This is a genomic window from Enterococcus sp. (genome assembly GCF_032555305.1).
GTDB lineage: Bacteria > Bacillota > Bacilli > Lactobacillales > Enterococcaceae > Enterococcus_A.
Window position 1 is genome coordinate 30,093 of record NZ_JAWGOQ010000007.1, and the last position, 15,471, is coordinate 45,563.

General features: G+C 44.7%; 12 protein-coding genes. 1 reads left to right on the forward strand and 11 read right to left on the reverse strand.

The features are described 5' to 3' along the window. Positions 1 to 24: 24 nt before the first annotated feature. From E6139_RS07070 to E6139_RS07100, 7 genes are all read right to left on the reverse strand, one after another. Positions 25 to 582, reverse strand: a complete 558-nt coding sequence (locus E6139_RS07070; protein WP_316402360.1) for a Maf family protein — start codon at positions 580 to 582, stop codon at positions 25 to 27. 58 nt (positions 583 to 640) lie between these two features. After that, positions 641 to 2,638, reverse strand: a complete 1,998-nt coding sequence (gene mutL / locus E6139_RS07075; RefSeq protein ID WP_316402361.1) for a DNA mismatch repair endonuclease MutL — start codon at positions 2,636 to 2,638, stop codon at positions 641 to 643. A 21-nt stretch (positions 2,639 to 2,659) separates the two neighbouring features. Next, positions 2,660 to 5,215 (reverse strand): DNA mismatch repair protein MutS, encoded by a 2,556-nt coding sequence (mutS, locus tag E6139_RS07080; protein WP_316402362.1) that lies wholly within the window; start codon positions 5,213 to 5,215, stop codon positions 2,660 to 2,662. Continuing rightward, the gene (locus tag E6139_RS07085; RefSeq protein WP_316402363.1) at positions 5,215 to 5,601 is read right to left on the reverse strand and encodes a YlbF family regulator; all 387 of its coding nucleotides are present in this window, start codon (positions 5,599 to 5,601) and stop codon (positions 5,215 to 5,217) included. The genes mutS and E6139_RS07085 overlap by 1 nt, the downstream gene beginning before the upstream one ends. A 15-nt stretch (positions 5,602 to 5,616) precedes the next feature. After that, the gene (locus E6139_RS07090; RefSeq protein WP_316402364.1) at positions 5,617 to 6,411 is read right to left on the reverse strand and encodes a TIGR00282 family metallophosphoesterase; all 795 of its coding nucleotides are present in this window, start codon (positions 6,409 to 6,411) and stop codon (positions 5,617 to 5,619) included. Between the two features lie 322 nt (positions 6,412 to 6,733). Next, positions 6,734 to 7,492: an SDR family oxidoreductase gene (locus E6139_RS07095; RefSeq protein WP_316402365.1), complete on the reverse strand. Its 759-nt coding sequence runs from the start codon at positions 7,490 to 7,492 to the stop codon at positions 6,734 to 6,736. 22 nt (positions 7,493 to 7,514) lie between these two features. Continuing rightward, positions 7,515 to 9,443: an FAD-dependent oxidoreductase gene (locus tag E6139_RS07100; RefSeq protein ID WP_316402366.1), complete on the reverse strand. Its 1,929-nt coding sequence runs from the start codon at positions 9,441 to 9,443 to the stop codon at positions 7,515 to 7,517. Between the two features lie 619 nt (positions 9,444 to 10,062). On the opposite strand from E6139_RS07100, the gene E6139_RS07105 reads away from it, so the two are divergent. After that, positions 10,063 to 11,277, forward strand: coding sequence for an AraC family transcriptional regulator (locus tag E6139_RS07105; protein ID WP_316402367.1), 1,215 nt, complete (start codon positions 10,063 to 10,065; stop codon positions 11,275 to 11,277). A 41-nt stretch (positions 11,278 to 11,318) separates the two neighbouring features. Here the strand turns inward: E6139_RS07105 and E6139_RS07110 are convergent, their stop codons facing one another. From E6139_RS07110 to E6139_RS07125, 4 genes are all read right to left on the reverse strand, one after another. Beyond that, a complete protein-coding gene (locus tag E6139_RS07110; RefSeq protein WP_316402368.1) occupies positions 11,319 to 12,395 on the reverse strand; it encodes a hypothetical protein in 1,077 nt (358 codons plus the stop codon). After that, positions 12,388 to 13,506, reverse strand: a complete 1,119-nt coding sequence (locus E6139_RS07115) for a DUF4352 domain-containing protein (protein WP_316402369.1) — start codon at positions 13,504 to 13,506, stop codon at positions 12,388 to 12,390. Before E6139_RS07115 ends, E6139_RS07110 begins: the two co-directional genes overlap by 8 nt. A gap of 396 nt (positions 13,507 to 13,902) precedes the next feature. Next, the gene (locus tag E6139_RS07120; protein ID WP_316402370.1) at positions 13,903 to 14,682 is read right to left on the reverse strand and encodes an HAD family hydrolase; all 780 of its coding nucleotides are present in this window, start codon (positions 14,680 to 14,682) and stop codon (positions 13,903 to 13,905) included. Between the two features lie 3 nt (positions 14,683 to 14,685). Further along, the gene (locus tag E6139_RS07125) at positions 14,686 to 15,336 is read right to left on the reverse strand and encodes a DNA alkylation repair protein (RefSeq protein WP_316402371.1); all 651 of its coding nucleotides are present in this window, start codon (positions 15,334 to 15,336) and stop codon (positions 14,686 to 14,688) included. Between the last annotated feature and the right edge of the window lie 135 nt (positions 15,337 to 15,471).

Below are 15,471 nucleotides of genomic sequence, written 5' to 3' on the forward strand. Positions count from 1 at the left end.
TCCGGCGTTCCTAGTTCTTCTATACTAATAGTTAAACTGCTTCAGCATCTGATTCACCGCACCAACAGGGAACCCAACGATGCTGTAATAATCACCTTCGATCTTCTCAACAAATACACCAGCGCCATTCTGGATGCCGTATGCCCCAGCCTTGTCTTTGTAATCGTCGCTGTCGAGGTAGCGATTGATTTCTTCATCGGTCAAAGGATAAAAGGTCACTTTGGCAGAGGTTAGTTTTTCTTCTAGCTGGTCCTCTTGGCGAATAACCACAGAAGTATAAACCAAGTGACTGCCGCCGCTCATGCTTTTCAGCATATTGAAGGCTTCTTCGCGGCTTTTGGGTTTGCCGAGGATTTGTTCCTCCAACACCACGACGGTATCACTGGCGATCACCAATGCTTCTGGATGCTCGTCGGCAACCACCGCCGCTTTTTGGCGGGCCATCTCCATCACGTAATCGGTTGGCGTGTATTGATTTTTGACTTCTTCGTCGATATCCGCCGGCTGAACGGCAAAATCATCCATCAGCCAATGCAGTAATTCTTGTCGTCTCGGTGATTGTGAAGCTAAAATAACGGTCATATATTCGTGCTCCTAGTTCATATTAATGGATTCATTTTTCACCACATAGATCATTCTGCTAATGCGGATCTTGGATGCGTTTAAACATATGCTCCATATCGCTGTTGCTGAAATGAATCAATACAGGGCGACCATGTGGACAGTTAAAAGGATTCTCACATTGCGCCAGATCCGTTAATAAGACCCGGGCCTGCGCTTCATTCAAATGATGATTGGCTTTGATCGAGCGTTTGCAGCTCATCATAATTGCTGTTGCTTCGCGGAATTTCTTCACGCTCACAGAGCCCGTAATCAGCAGCATATCAATCATTTCACGAATGATACTTTCCTCTTGACCCGCCGGATACCAAGTCGGATGTGCCCGCACGATGAAGCTGTTTGGACCAAACTCTTCTAAATAAATACCGACTTCCTGCAGCAACTTGGCCTGTTCCTTTAGCTTGATAGCATCATTGTTAGGATAATCCAGCACAAAGGGCACCAGCAATTCCTGTAAATCATCAGAAACGTCCCCGATTTTTTCACGGAAGTATTCGTATTTGATCCGTTCCTGTGCTGCGTGCTGGTCGATGATGTATAAGCCATCTTTGCTTTGGGCAAAGAGATACGTTCCATGCATTTGACCAAAGTATTCCAGCATCGGAAAACGTTCCTTCGGCTGTTCCTGCTCCAGCTTCGTAATGGCTTGTTCAATCACTTTTTCGCCGGATTGAGTGCTGAGATCAAACTCTGGGTGATCCGCATTAGCCGCTTCTTCATAGATTTCCTCTTCAACTGTTGCTTCTTCCGTTAGCGGTTCAGGTGTTTCTTCTACGATTGAGGCTTTTTCCTGCTCGGTTTCTAACGGAACGGTCATGGTTTTTTCGACTATTTCTTCCTTCAACGGAACCGGTGTTTCGACTGGTTCTGATGCTTTCGGTTCAACATAGAAAATTCCTGTCTTCGGATCATAGTTCAAATCACTTTTTTTCTTTGGCTGTTCTTCTAACGGCAGGTCTAATTGCTCCGTATGGATTTTTTCGACCTTGCGCTTAAAGCTAGGATTTTCACCCACATCGGGAATCAAATTGATCTGGCGCAGACTTTCGGCGATCCCGCGGCTGATCAGCTCCATCAATTCTTTTTCCTTTGATAAGCGAACTTCCTGCTTGGTTGGATGGACATTGACATCGACTAATAGCGGGTCCATCGTAATTTCAAGCACCGCGATCGGATAACGTCCTACCATTAATTTGGATTGATAGCCGTTGATGATCGCCTTATTTAGCATATAGTTTTTGATATAGCGGCCATTGATGATCACAGACAAATAGTTACGGCTCGCCCGCGTCACTTCTGGCAACGACACATAGCCGTTTAGCTTAAAGTCCAAATCTTCCGCTTCGACTTTTAACATCTTCTTCGCCGTCGCTACGCCGTAAATACCAGCGAGAGTCTGTTTCAGGTCGCCAGTGCCGCTAGTACTCAACATTTTATGACCATCATGAACCAAACGAAAGGCGATGTTGGGATGGCTTAGAGCCATACGATTGACGATATCGCCAATGTTGGACAGTTCTGTTTGCAGCGATTTTACATATTTCAATCGCGCCGGTGTATTGAAAAAGAGGTTTTCTACCGTGATCTTCGTCCCTGCTCGTAATGAAGCGGGACGATGTTCTTCGATCTTCCCGCCTTTTAAGAACAGGTACGAACCTTGCGTTTCATCGGCCGTTGCAGTTTCCAAGGTCATCTCCGAAACAGAAGCGATCGAAGGCAAGGCTTCACCACGGAAGCCCAGCGTCCGAATGCGAAACAGGTCATCGCGGTTATGAATCTTACTCGTAGCATGTCGTTTGAAGGCATTCTCAACATCGTCTTGGCTGATGCCTTCGCCGTTATCAACAATCTGGATTTTTTTTAGACCGGCTTCTTCGATCAAAATATCAATTTGACTCGCCTTGGCATCAATGGCGTTCTCCACTAATTCTTTGACGACCGAGGCGGGGCGTTCAACAACTTCCCCGGCAGCAATCTGATTGGCTAAGCGTTCGGATAGTTCTTGGATTTTTCCCATCGTATCCGTCCTTTCCTAAAGTTAAATCCGTTTTTGTAATTCGTACAGGAAGTTTAATGCTTCCATTGGGTTCATTTCAAGCAAATTGGCTTTCTTGATGCTGTCGACGACCCCTAGTTCGGCAGTGGAAACTTCACTGAATAGCGAAAGCTGCTCGGTTTCTTCGGCGACCTCAACATTCTTCTGAACCGGTGTGTCGGCTTCTAAAGCAGATAAAATCGTTGCCGCACGGGAAAGCAAATCCGTTGGCATGCCCGCAATCTTCGCCACATGAATCCCGTAGCTTTTATCCGCTGGTCCATCCATCAATTTATGCAGAAAGACCACTTCGCCATTTTGCTCCACCGCACCAACGTGAACATTTTTCAGTTTTGGCAAGGTATCTTCTAGAACGGTCAACTCATGATAGTGGGTCGAGAAGAGTGTTTTGGCTTTGACATTTTTATGAATGTACTCAATGATCGCTTGTGCGAGAGCCATTCCATCATAAGTCGCTGTTCCTCGTCCTAATTCATCGAAGAGAATCAAACTGTTTGGTGTTGCGTGACGCAAGGCCTGATTGGCTTCCATCATTTCCACCATGAAGGTTGATTGGCCGGCGATCAAGTCATCACTAGCTCCGATGCGGGTAAAGATCTGATCAAAAATCGGCAGCTTCGCACTTTCCGCAGGAACAAAGCAGCCCATTTGTGCCATGATAACCATCAGTGCAAGCTGACGCATGTAGGTACTTTTACCAGACATATTCGGTCCAGTGATCAGCAGCAGCATTTCATCGGGGCTCATATGAACACTGTTGGGAATGTACTCCTGATGGCCAAGAACCTTTTCCACGACTGGATGACGGCCTTCTTTGATTTGTAAATTGTGGGTGCCGACTTCCATAGACGGCTGCACATATTGATAACGTTCGCTGACCGTCGCGAAGCTTTGCAAAACGTCCGTTGCACTCAAGCTTTTCGCCAATTTTTGCAGACGGGTGATGGCTTTTTTGACTTCGTTTCGAACTTCTAAGAAGAGATTGTATTCTAGCGCGACTGATTTTTCTTCCGCTTCTAAAATCAAGGTCTCTAATTTTTTCAGCTCTGGTGTGATAAAGCGTTCCGCGTTGGCTAATGTTTGTTTACGCTCGTACTTGCCTTCTTCTAGATTGGCAAGGTTTGACTTCGTAATTTCGATATAGTAGCCAAACACGCGGTTGTAGCCGACTTTCAAGGTTTTGATTCCTGTGTCTGCCCGCTCCCGCGCTTCCAACTCGGCTAACCAAGTCTTGCCGTTTTTCATAGCTTCACGGTATTGATCCAATTGTTCGTTGTAGCCGTCTTTGATGACATTTCCTTCGGTGATTTGCAGCGGCGCTTCGTCGTTGATCGCTTTTTCGATCAAGTTGACCAAATCATCCATCGGCTCCATATCTACCAGCAAGTCGTTCCATTCGCCTTGGTTGATACCTGTAAGTAACTGACGAATCTGCGGTACCTGCATTAAGGAAGTCTTCAATTGGATCAAATCACGCCCATTGACGTTGCCGAATGCCACACGACCAGCTAAGCGCTCTAGGTCATAAACTTTTGTCAATGATTCATTTAAATCCATTCGTTCAAAATAAGCATTCAATAACGATGAAACCATCGCTTGACGGGCATTGATCTGCCGTTTTTGGATCAGCGGTCGATCGATCCATTGCTTCAATAAACGTCCGCCCATCGCGGTTTTCGTTTCGTCTAAGAGCCATAATAGTGTTCCTTGTTTTTTGCCTGTCCGAATCGAACGGGTTAATTCCAAGTTGGTCTTCGAGAAATAATCCAGCTTCAAGAAATGCTCCGGCATATATTCTTCCGCTTTTTGGATGTGACCCAAGCTGCGTTTTTGCGTAACCGATAAATAGGTCAACAGCTTACCTGTGGCCTCTTTTTCCAGTTCATCGGTAATATCGGCTGTTAAGAAGCTGAATTCCGCGTTGTCTTCAATCATTTCTTGATGAGAAAAGACCAGACCAAGTCGTTCCGCTAGATTTTTCTGCAGCCCCTCTGGGATCTCGCTGCCAAGAACGATTTCTTTTGTTTGTAACGCCGTAGCTTCGTTCATCACCGCTTCTTCATCGTGTAATAACGCGGTTTTTAGTTCACCAGTTGAAAGATCAACATAGGCGAAGCCAAATTTGTCTTTGACTTGGGTAACAGCAGTCAAGAAGTTATTCGCTTTGGCTTCGATGCCCTTGCCTTCCATTAAAGTTCCCGGAGTGATCAATTGGACAACTTCCCGTTTGACCATGCCTTTGGCTTGCTTCGGATCTTCCATCTGTTCGCAGATTGCGACTTTGTAGCCTTGTTCAACTAAAGTGTCGATATAACCTTGGGCTGAATGATGCGGCACGCCGCACATCGGGATTGGATCGTCAGCGTTCCGGTTACGGCTGGTCAAGGTCAATTCTAATAATTGAGAAACCTTGATGGCGTCTTCGTTGAAGAGCTCATAAAAGTCTCCTAGACGATAAAACAGAAACGCATCTTTATATTGTTCTTTAATCGCCAAGTATTGTTCCATCATTGGCGTATTTTTCGTTTTTTGAGGCATTAGTGCTCTCCCTCCTCTGTCACTTCATTTGCTTCGATCGCTGCATTGACTTCTTTTTGGATCATATTCGTCAAATGCTGTAAGAGATCATTGGCTTCATATAGCTGTTCGCGGTAGGCCACCACTAAGGGATGCTGATCGAACTCTTTGGTTAGGCGATCGGCTTCCTTCAACGCTTCCCGTTCCGCTTCTGGTTTGCCATAATGAGCATACTGGACCGCATCTTTTTGTGCGGCTTTGATGGCTTCTTCTAATTGCTGAAGTGTGTCGTTTTCCTCCACGCGCTTTTGGAGCTGCTGGTAACGTGTAATCACTTCATTTTCCCCTAATAATGCTGTTAAATGAGATAAAGCCGCTTCGACGGCGGCTTCATTTGCTAGATTCATTTTATCCCTCTGCTTCTATTCTCTGAATGGACGATCTTCATTGATCAAGACCGTTTCGATTTTTTGTCCGCGACCATTTTTATCAATGTCAATCACGCAGGCTGAAAGCACCGTGCGCCCTTCTTCAATGACTTCAAAACGATTGGGCAGCGCCGTTATGAATTTTTCAATGATGGCTTCCTTCTTCATTCCCAAAATCCCGTCATAAGGCCCCGTCATGCCGACATCCGTTAAATAGGCCGTGCCCTTAGGCAAAATTCTGGCGTCATTGGTTTGGACATGGGTGTGTGTGCCGACGACTGCTGAGACACGTCCATCCGCAAACCAGCCCATCGCTTGCTTCTCACTAGTGGTTTCTCCGTGGAAATCCACAAAGATGTAAGGGGTGCGTTTTTCCGCTTCTGAAATCAATTGATCGCCTATGCGGAAAGGATCATCGATATCCGCCATGAAGGAACGTCCCTGCAAATTGATGATCGCCAATTCCAGATCGTTCACTTTGACGTATAAATGCCCCATCCCAGGTGTTCCCGCTGGAAAATTCGCTGGGCGGATCATTTTCTTCGCGTCGGGAATAAAATCGAAAATCGCCTTATTATCCCACGTGTGGTTCCCCATTGTAACAACGTCGACCCCATCTTGCAAAAATTTCTTATAGATTTTCTCGGTGATTCCGCGACCTGCCGCCGCATTTTCTCCATTGACGATCGTCAACTGTGGATGGTATTTCTTCTTTAATCGCGGTAAGTAATCACTCAACATCTGCCGACCTAACGAACCAACAACATCTCCTATGAATAATAAGCGCACTTTTTTTCCCCTTCTCTAGTTAAGCATCTTGTCTTATTATAGTTGTTTTTGCTTGAAAATAAAAGATTCCTTGATGATCGTTTAGGTTAAAAAGAAAATTATCGATATTGCAGCTAATTCGGGGTAATGAATTCATTTTTCTATGAAAAATGAGTTTTATTCTCTTTACGCATATCATCGAACTAAACTTTTTGTTCATTAGGTTGAGTTAACTGTTTTCTTTGATCTCATCTCATTAGTAGCTACAAAAAGTTCGACTGACAAAAAACTAGCGAAGGCCTTCATCTTTCGAAAGCCCTCGCTAGTTGTGATTCGATCTTTTTTACAAGGTATTTCCGCCATCCAAGCTGATCACGGCACCTGTCATGTAGCTAGAATTCTCAGAAGCCATCAATGAAACCATGCCGACGATTTCGCTGGTATCCCCCATTTTTGCCGGTCCTAATAGGGCAACAGATGGTTTCGGCTGCTGGTATTGGGTTTCCTGCATGAATTGGCCGACCTTCATCGTCATCGGCGTAATAAAGCCGCCTGGGCACAGACAGTTGACCCGTACATCATAACGGGCATATTCCATCGCTGCGACCTTACTCATCCCAATGACTCCGTGTTTTGTCGCTGAATAAACGCCAAAGCCTGTTTCTGGTCGAATTCCAGAAGAAGAACCCGTGTTTAGAATATGACCATAGCGCTGCTCCTTCATCACCTTCAACACATGCTTCATCCCAAAGAAGCAGGCTTTGAAGTTCGAGTGCAGCACATAATCCATATCTTCTGCTGTCAGCTCATCAAAATCACGCGGCATGTGGAGCACTCCTTGATTATTAAAGAAGAAATCGATCTTGCCGTATTTATCCATCGTGAACTTAACCAGCTTTTCGACCTCAGCTTCTTTTCCCATGTCCGTCAATACAAAATCAACATCCTCGTGGACTTCCCGACATAAGCCTAAAGTGGTTTCGCCTTCCGCTTCATTCCAGTCAGCCAATACTAAAGCAAAGCCATCCTCTGCCAAACGAACCGCACTGGCTCTGCCGATTCCGGTCGCGGAACCGCTGATGATCGCGATTTTTCTTTCCATGTTAATGATCCCTTTCCCTTTCTTAAATACTTCTAGCTAATGCTGCTCCTTCTGCGGTTGCTTCGATCGCGCGTCGAGGCTCTACGGCATCGCCAATGGCATAATACGCTAAGCCCTGAGCTGCGCAATACTCTTCGATTGCTTTGAAATCACGGCTTTGCGAGCCGATTGCTACTACCACGTGATCACATTCCAACAGGGTCTCCTGGCCGTCTTTCATCACTTGTACACCCTCGTCCGTTATACTGAGACAAGTAGTGTCTGTCAGCGTCGTTACATCGTCTGCATAGAGCTGCTCCATTACGGTGATCTTCCTCGTCGAGCCTAAATCTTTGGCAACTGCATCCGTCATTTCGATCACGGTCACATCTCCGCCAGCTTCAGCAATCGTCTCAGCTGCTTCCAATCCCACTAAGCCGCCGCCGATCACGACCGTCTGGCCTGTGAGCTGCGGTTTATTTTCTAAAATATCGACATAATCATACACATTGTCATTATCGATACCAGGAATTTTCGGCTGCAATGGTTTTGCGCCGACAGCATTGATCACGACGTCTGGCTTGAGCTCAGCCAGTAATGCTTCAGTGACTGGCGTATTCAGTCGAACTTCGACACCGGCACGTTGGATTTGTTCCCCCTTCAATATTGCGGCTTGACGCATTTCCTGTTTGCGCGGCGCCATTCCCGCCAAGAGGAATTGACCGCCTAAGCGATCAGAGGCTTCGCATAAAATCACTTCGAAGCCGCGTTCTTGCAAGGTCATGGAGACCTCCATCCCCGCCATTCCGCCGCCCGCAACTACGATTTTCTTCTGATCAGTCGTCGGAACCAGCTCATATTCACGTTCTTTCCCACATGCGGGGTTCCGCAGACAAGTGATGTGAGGAATATCTGGCCGTTCGCAGGCGTCGTAGCAGCCTTGATTACAGCCGACACAATACACGATGTCATCAAGTTTTCCAGCTTCTGCCTTATTCAAAAAGTCTGGATCTGACAATTGCGCACGACCGATACCAATCAAGTCGACCTTGCCTTCTGCCAAAATTTCTTCTGCTAGCGCTGGGTAATTGACGCGGCCAACACCCATTGTGATAATTCCCGTTTCCTCTTTGATCCGCGCAGCGTTATCAATATTGAAGGCAAATGGAATATCGATCGGCGGTACTTCATATTTTAATCCGCTGGAAATGATATTGCCGCGAGAAACATCCGCTACATCGACACCTCGTTCCTTCGCCCATTTAACAAATTGAATGACTTCCTCAATGGTCAAGCCATTTTCCAGATAATCATCGTGAGCATCAATCCGCATAAATAACGGCATCGAGTCTGGCATCGCTGAACGCATCGCTTCGATCACCGCCAATGGGAACCGAGCGCGATTCTCCAAGCTGCCGCCATACTCATCGGTCCGCCGATTGATCCCGCCGGAAAGAAACGAATGCAGGATGTAGTTGTGGGCCATATGGACTTCGATACAATCAAAATCGGCTTCAACCGCGCGCCGGGCAGCCTCTTTGAAGCAGTCGATCAATTCAGCGATCAACTCTTTGCTGGCACCCGGGATCGTATACTCTGGGGAAACTGGCATGTCGCTGGCAACGATTACCTGTACCGTCGGATCAGATGCTACGGCAATGCTTCCCTGCCACAGCTGTACACCAGCTTTTCCGCCATGTTCATGGATCGCCGCTGTCAGCTGCTGCATCCCCGGGATAAACCGATCTTCTGCTAAGGATAAATAGTGACTTGGAATAGAACCCGCATGAACACCCGTTACCTCAACGATATTCAAAGCAGAGCCGCCTTTTACACGAGCAATGTGATAATCGATCAGCTGTTGTGTCACCTGATTGTCTTTCGGAAATTTAGTTCCCATGGCTGGCATAATCGCGCGATTCTTCAATGTCATTTGCCTGATTGTGACGGGAGAAAAAAGTGTTGGAAACATCGCAATCCCTCCTTATTCGTTTCAATGAATCAATTTTTCAAGGAAAAATTAGTTCGATTCGAATGCCGTATATCATTCAACTAAAGTGGGGACACTGGGGATTTACCCAATTCCTGTTAAATTCCTCCTTTTCTTAATGTCCTGCGAAAAGTTGAACTGACATCCTTATTTATTTCAATGAAAAATTAGTTCGATTCGAATGCCGTATATCATTCAACTAAAGTGGGTCACTGGGGATTTAACCAATTCCTGTTAAATTCTTCCTTTTCTTAATGTCCTGCGAAAAGTTGAGCTGACATCCTTATTTGTGAATTGTTCAACAATATTCTCTCATAGACATCAGAGAAATTCTGGACAAAAAGAAGCTAGATATTGTCAAATCACTAGACAAAAAGCAAAAAAACGCTATTATTCCGTGTTAACCTTGTCTTAGAGAGAATTCAAGGGGAGGACTTCGCATTTTTAAATAAGATTTTGTGAAATAGTATGAGCTACGACGATAAAAGCATTTTTCATGTTTAGGAAAATGCACAGCTAAAAACGAAGTTCGCTCATTTTTAGTCTCAAGAACCTAGCGGGATGATTTACGCGAATTAAAACGAATAAGGAGGGTCGAGAAATGACCGATTACGAAAATATCCACACCTATTCATTGGCAGAATATCGACAACAGCGCGTTTCGATGCTGGATTTCGAGACGGGGAAAGAACACTTATCACGCTCTGAAGAATTGCATGCTCACGACTCGATCGAGATGATCTATATCCAGGATGGACAAGGAACCTTGAATGTCAACGGCAACCAGTATCCTTTTCAGGCAGGGGATTTGCTTCGGCTGTTTGCCTTTCACATCCATGCTTTGGAAAAAAAGGATACCTCTATCGAGTACGTCTATTGCCGCTTTCCCCTTTCCGTTTTGATGTATGCCGATGTCGATCTGTCGCGACGCTATGAAAGTTATTATATACTCGAAAACCTGCCGCCACTTGTAACGATCCCACCTGCCAAACGCAGCTCCGTTCAGCAATCCTTCATAGAGCTATTAGCCGAAAAAGAGCAGGCGGAGCTGTACAGCGACAATATGATTATGGTGGAATTGGCTAAGCTCTCCTTACAATTCGAGCGAGCATCCCAAAGGAATGAAGACCCTCAACCAGCATTCTCCCCAATCTGGCAGGCTCTGCAATATATGCACCTGTATTTTAATCAAGACTTGAGCGCTGCAGACTTAGCTGAAAAATTCCAGCTGTCAGTATCCCAATTGAACCATCAATTCTACCGGAAAACCGGCAAGAATTTCATGGATAATCTCCATGAGATCCGCATCCGCAATGCCTGCGCCATGATGCCCTTTACCGAATTATCGATCGCCTACATCCAAAACTATGTCGGTTATCAATCACCAGCCACCTTCTACCGCAACTTCAAAAAACTAAAAGGAACAACGCCGGAAGCCTATCGAAAAGGCGATGGCCTACAGGAAACAGCTGTCAGTGAAAAAGCCGATACCGTCTGGAAAATCGTGTTGTTTGTAGCGGATCATTTCAAAGAAAGTCTCACAATCGAAGAAGTCGCCAAACGCTTATTTCTCAGTCCTTACACGATTCAGCAAACCGTCGAGAACAACCTGTCCATCAGCTTTTCCAATCTGCTTTTAAGCGTTCGGATGGCTTATGCTTGTGCGTTATTAAAAGCGACGGAACTAGAGATCGCCTACATCGCGGCTTATGTCGGCTACGATTCATTGCGCAGCTTTAACCGTCATTTCAAAGATTATTTTGGCTGTACACCGCGGAAATATCGTAAGGAAAATGATCCGCAGAATAGCAAATAATTCGGATAGCGCAAAAAAACTGCGGATCGCTCCGCAGTTTTTTATACGATATTATCGCTAGTATCCTTATCCCAATGAGCCTTCTTTTCGCTTTCTGCACGATAGCTTTGAACGTGCTCCCACTTTTCGGGGTCCTGCTGATAGGTATCAAAATCCAGTTCATCCACCAGCCACTTTTTCTGCTCTTCATCATAAATCAGGCTGGCGATGGCATTTTGCTTGTCTGAGACCAACGCTTCGTCAATTCCGACTTCCTCAGCCAGCTGCATCGAACGCTTTAGATCAATGTATAAATCAAATTGAACCTTGCTTTGTCCGGCATTCACCGAGATTGAATCGCAATTGATCTTAATTGTCTGAAATTGCTGATCAAAGCTTTTTAAATAAGGCTTCAGCTTGTCAAAGCTCAATTGAAGCTTTTCTTTGTGCTGCTTTGAGGCGGTCATCGAAGAAACATTCAGATTCTCACGAATGCCCTTATTGAAGGTATCGAAATAGTTGACCGCTGAGGCCAGCAAATGCTTCTGAAATTTTTGATTGCCTTCATACAAACTGTTCTCTTTCACTGTCACCCGCTGATCCGCCGCCTCAAGGTCGACCGTTTCTTTGTTCTTCTTTGAGCCGAATTTTGGATGAGCCATTTTATAGGTCACCTGATATTTTCCCGGCAGAAAAGGACCAAAGGTGTACTTGTTCCAGTCCTCCACATATTCGCCAGACATTTCCTGCGCTTGAATTGCTGCCCGCAAATCGGTTCCCTTCGGCAGCTCCATCACGAGAAACCGGGCATTGGGATAGACTTGTGCCGGCTTAAATAGGGAAGAGCCTTTTTCAATCAAAAAATTCTCTTCATCCAGCAATCGTTCGATAACCTGCTCCTTCTTCAACTGCTTCAATTGCTTGTAAAAAATGGTTCGTGCTTCGTTTGTGATTTTTTTCTTGTTGGAAAAGCTCGGCATGAATCGCTTGACTGCAGCCTCATCCTTCTCCAGCAAAGCGCTGGCAAGGCGACTCACGGTTGCATCCTCACTATTTTTATAACTGGAATAACCGACAAATCCGAAAACAGCCAGCACGATAAAGCCAATGATTGCCAGCGTTCCAGTTTTTCTAGTCATTCAACCCGCCTCGGAAGGCTGCTTTCATTGATTTGAAATAGTAATTGCGGCTTTCGTTGGCTGAATTCAGCTCCCACTTGCCGTCCTTTTTCTCCAGCTTCACTTGATAGCCCTCACCGTTCATATTGTCATCGGTGTTGATCGGCGCTTCATTGATTTTTGTCGGCAATTCCTGCAATAAATATTTCTCAGCATCGCGACGAACACTGGTGTAATCGGTGTATTTGCCTTTGTTTTCTTCAACAAATTTGTCCGTGATCGATTTTGTGTCCACATCATCTAAAAAGACCATCTCCGGACGCACGTAGATCACCACTGATTCTGGGAAAAATTCCTTAAACGTATAGGTCACTTTGCCTTTTTCCGCATTGGTCTGCTGGATCTGTGTCACAACCTTTTCCAGTTCGGCTGTTGAAGGTTCATAATTTGAGAATTCGTCCTTCAGGCAATTGACGCTTTCCTCTTTATAGGTCTTGCGTTCTGTCTCTATGTCATTGGCTAACTCAAGCTTTCCAGCCGCCTGCTTGTCCTCATCCTTCACTTCGTCAGAGCCGTAAAAGACCTTCGTCACGTATTGGCTAGTCAAGGCTTGTACCGCTTTGGTGTCATCAGTGTAGTCTTTGGTGTTAAGCTCCAATTCCACGCCTTCGTCTTTTTCGTCCTCTGAATAATACATGGGTTTGTAATGCAGCTCATACTTCGCATCCTTCGTGACCTCAAAAACCAGCGGCTCGGTAAAACTTTTGTCCTCTGATAAGCTTTCACTGCTCATTACCTTGAAATTATCGTTGGAATCATAGACATGCTCCGAAGAAACCTTTTTCCCGTCCTCATCATACAACGCAAAGTCATTGGAGGAGACATCCAGCTTGTCCTTCGATTTGTTTTTGACCTTGATATCTAACGCTAAAAAGCCCGTCTCATCATCAACCTTTTCCCCATCAGGGATGATGTAGCTGCCCCCTTCAACACTCAATTCAACCTTCGAGGTTTGGGCCGTACTTTCTTTTTTCTCCGCCTTTTTCGTCTCACTGCCGCCTGAGCAGGCAGTCATTGTCAATAACAAACTGCTCAGTAAAACCAACCCGCTAAACATCCTAAATTTTTTCATGTTTTTTCCTCCTTTATATCCTATTTGTAACTTAATAAAAAAACACTTATTATCTATATGATATACGTTAATAACCGCTATCGTCAACACGGTTGAGGAAATTAACAACCGATTCATATATTTTAAAAAAACAAATAAAATTAATAAAACGAAATGTTAAATAAAGATTTTATAATCTTTATATCTATATAATTTGTCACTTTCGTTTTTCACATTTGAACAACAAATAATCAATCGAGCGTCATCTTCTTATTTATTCATTGATTGGATAAACAAAACGAGATCCCTTTCAAAAATAGTGTTTTTTAACAAAAAAAGACTATAGACGCGGTTCAAAAATGAACGTTGTCTATAGTCTGAGAGTTATAAAGAATTTCACTGATTCTTACTATTTAATTAATGAACCAATTCTAACTGGCGCAATGCCTTGTAAATGCCATCTTGATCATTCGTATCCGTCACGATATTTGCCGCTTCTTTAACATGGCTCGCCGCATTGCCCATCGCTACACCTGTACCAGCCAAGTCCAGCATTTCAATATCGTTGTTGCCGTCACCAAAGGAAATAATATTCTCCGGTTTAATCCCGACTTTTTTCGCTAACGCTAAAATCGTTTGGGCTTTCGAACCATGATTCGGAATGATGTCGACACTGTTTTCATGCCAACGAACCAAACGAAATTCTGGAAAGGCCGCTTCAAATTCTGCATCCATCGACTGATCATAAAAGGCACAGCCCTGGTAAACTTCATGTTGAGATAAATAATCTGCTTCATACTCTGGTGCCTGTTGTCCGAAAGATGCCATCGCATCACTTACTTTTGCACCATCAAAGTTCGTCACCCGACCAAAGGAATCTAACCCAAAAAGCATGATGTCGATCTTTCGTTCACTGGCAAAATCAATCATCCGAGTCAAGGCTTTACGATCAAGAGTGCGTTTATACACCTGCTCATGATCTAGGAAACCAGCCGAACCATTACAAATGATGTAATTGGTACAGCCTAGTTGATGGATCACATCACCAGCCAACAAGCGGGAACGTCCCGTCGCAATAGTCACTAAGTGTCCAGCCTCACGCAATGCCTTCAACGCCTTCATCGTGCTCTCCAAAGGTTGTCTTTGGCTGCTCAACAAGGTTCCATCAATGTCTAGTGCGATTAATTTTCTTTCCAAAATTTATCTCTCCATTTTTATGTATTTGCTGCCCTCACGTAGGGCTAACTTACTTAAGGAATACTGCTGCATAAACGCTATTACCCAATCAGGATTCACTTTACTATAATCACGCAATGACCAGCCGATCGCCTTCTGGATAAAGAATTCATCCGTCGTCAGATCTGCTAAGATCGCCTGCGCCAATAACGCTGTATCGGTCTGTTCCTTGAACATCAACTGCAGGTTGATCGCCACACGCCGATACCAAAAATTCTCATGCTGATAGAAAAAAACATAAACCTGTTCGATCTCTGTCGGATGCGCTAAGACCCAAGTAGAAAAAACTTTGCGCCACGCATCAATACTGTCCCACCAAGTCTTCTCACCTAATAAAGGAAGCAATGCTGCCAGATCCTCTAGTGAAAAACGCTTGATATTTTTTTGCGCCAAATCGATCGCGTAATACTGATATTCCCGCTCTTCTTTGCGATAGTTGCGGAAAATCTCCTGAATCAATTCCGGCATTGGCAAAGATAAACTTTCCTTTAAAAAAGGACGTTCCAACAACGCTCGCTGCGGCTTTTTGACTCCACAAAAAGGAAAATGATCCTTCATATAGCGCGCCATTGGTTCCGCAAGCTCCGGCTGATTCGGAAAAATTAGAGAATCCATCCTTAACCACCTTCATTGTAGAGAAATTTCAGAGAATTTGCAAAAACTTCTTCCGTAATTTCCACTCAATATTTTTCTCTCTTTGAAAAAAAGTAATCGTTTTTCGACAGCACTCAACAATTAACACATTTTTTT

Coding starts and splice junctions, on each gene's coding strand:
- E6139_RS07110 (WP_316402368.1), bottom strand. CDS start 12,395: ATGACTAGAAAAACTGGAACGCTGGCAATCATTGGCTTTATCGTGCTG.
- E6139_RS07105 (WP_316402367.1), top strand. CDS start 10,063: ATGACCGATTACGAAAATATCCACACCTATTCATTGGCAGAATATCGA.
- E6139_RS07100 (WP_316402366.1), bottom strand. CDS start 9,443: ATGTTTCCAACACTTTTTTCTCCCGTCACAATCAGGCAAATGACATTG.
- E6139_RS07095 (WP_316402365.1), bottom strand. CDS start 7,492: ATGGAAAGAAAAATCGCGATCATCAGCGGTTCCGCGACCGGAATCGGC.
- E6139_RS07125 (WP_316402371.1), bottom strand. CDS start 15,336: ATGGATTCTCTAATTTTTCCGAATCAGCCGGAGCTTGCGGAACCAATG.
- E6139_RS07070 (WP_316402360.1), bottom strand. CDS start 582: ATGACCGTTATTTTAGCTTCACAATCACCGAGACGACAAGAATTACTG.
- mutL (WP_316402361.1), bottom strand. CDS start 2,638: ATGGGAAAAATCCAAGAACTATCCGAACGCTTAGCCAATCAGATTGCT.
- E6139_RS07115 (WP_316402369.1), bottom strand. CDS start 13,506: ATGAAAAAATTTAGGATGTTTAGCGGGTTGGTTTTACTGAGCAGTTTG.
- E6139_RS07085 (WP_316402363.1), bottom strand. CDS start 5,601: ATGAATCTAGCAAATGAAGCCGCCGTCGAAGCGGCTTTATCTCATTTA.
- mutS (WP_316402362.1), bottom strand. CDS start 5,215: ATGCCTCAAAAAACGAAAAATACGCCAATGATGGAACAATACTTGGCG.